The sequence below is a fragment of the Collinsella aerofaciens genome, from assembly GCF_018785245.1.
Lineage (GTDB): Bacteria > Actinomycetota > Coriobacteriia > Coriobacteriales > Coriobacteriaceae > Collinsella > Collinsella aerofaciens_AD.
Map to the genome: position 1 here is coordinate 1 of NZ_WQPL01000030.1, position 1267 is coordinate 1267.

Consider the following 1267-nt stretch of genomic DNA (forward strand, 5'->3'; position numbering starts at 1 on the left):
CTTAGAGGTCCTCGCGCCAGAAGGGCATGCTCATGCAGCGCGGGCCGCCGCGGCCGCGGGAGAGCTCGGCGGAGGGCACGACGAGAAGGTCCAGGCCCTCCTTGTACAGCACGTCGTTGGTGACGGTGTTGCGGGCGTAGACGCAGATCTTGCCGGGCTCGACGCACAGGGTGTTGGAGCCGTCGTTCCACTGCTCGCGGGAGGCCGCGATCGGGTCGCCGCCGCCGCAGGGGATCAGCTTGACCTGGTCGACGCCGGTGGCGTCCTCCAAGACGTGCTCGAGGGTGTCCTCGATCAGGCGGATGTTCACGTCGCCCGGGTTCTTGCCGGCGGTCAGCTCGTAGACGCGCAGGGTGCCCATGATGGCGGGGTGGATCGTGAACTTATCGACGTCGATCTGGGTGAAGACCGTGTCGAGGTGCATGAAGGCGCGCGAGACCGGGATGTCGAAGGCCAGGATGCGCTCGACCTTGGAGTCGGAGTTCCAGAAGATGTTCTGGGCCATGACGTCGATCGCGGCGGCCTGGGTGCGCTGGGAGATGCCGACGGCGAGGGTCTTCTCGTTGATGTTCAGCACGTCGCCGCCCTCGGTGTGGAACTGGCAGTCGCGGCGGAAGTACAGCGAGACGTCCTTGTAGTCGGGGTGGTACTTGAAGACGTACTTGCCGTACAGGGTCTCGCGGTTGCGGGTGACCGAGTACATGCGGTTGAGGTTGACGCCCTCGCCGACGACCGCGAACGGGTCGCGGGTGAAGTAGAGGTTGGGCATCGGGTCGATGATCAGGTCGGACTCGGACTCGGAGTTGACCAGGGAGTCGAGGGTCGTGGACGCCGTGAGGGGCATGTCGATCTCGGACTTGGTCATGCCGGCCATGGTCTTCTTGACGAACTCGAGGTTGTCCTCGATGGAGTCCAGCTTCTCGCGGACGATCTGCGGCATGTGCTGGCCGCGGATGCCGGCCTCGGCGATGTACTGGTCGGTGAACTCGGCGCGGGCGCCGGGGACCTGGTCGAACACCTCGGCGACGAGGTTCTCGAGATAGAGGACCTCCACGCCCTGGTCCCTCAGGATCTGGGCGAAGGTGTCGTGCTCCTGCTGCGCGACCTCCAGGAACGGGACGTCGTCGAACAGGAGTCGCTCGAGCTCGTCGGGCGGCAGGTTGAGGAGCTCGTCGCCGGGACGGTGCAGGCAGACCTTCCTGAGCTTGCCGATCTCGGAAGGCACGTGCAGACCTTTCGTCATGGCCTCCTACCTTTCTTTCGGGCC

The 1267-nt window shown here is 65.4% G+C and carries 1 protein-coding gene; it reads right to left on the reverse strand.

Features of this window, described 5'->3' with window-relative positions:
* Nucleotide 1: 1 nt before the first annotated feature.
* Nucleotides 2–1243: an arginine deiminase gene (gene arcA, locus GPK39_RS07020; RefSeq protein ID WP_006234281.1), complete on the reverse strand. Its 1242-nt coding sequence runs from the start codon at nucleotides 1241–1243 to the stop codon at nucleotides 2–4.
* Nucleotides 1244–1267 lie beyond the last annotated feature (24 nt).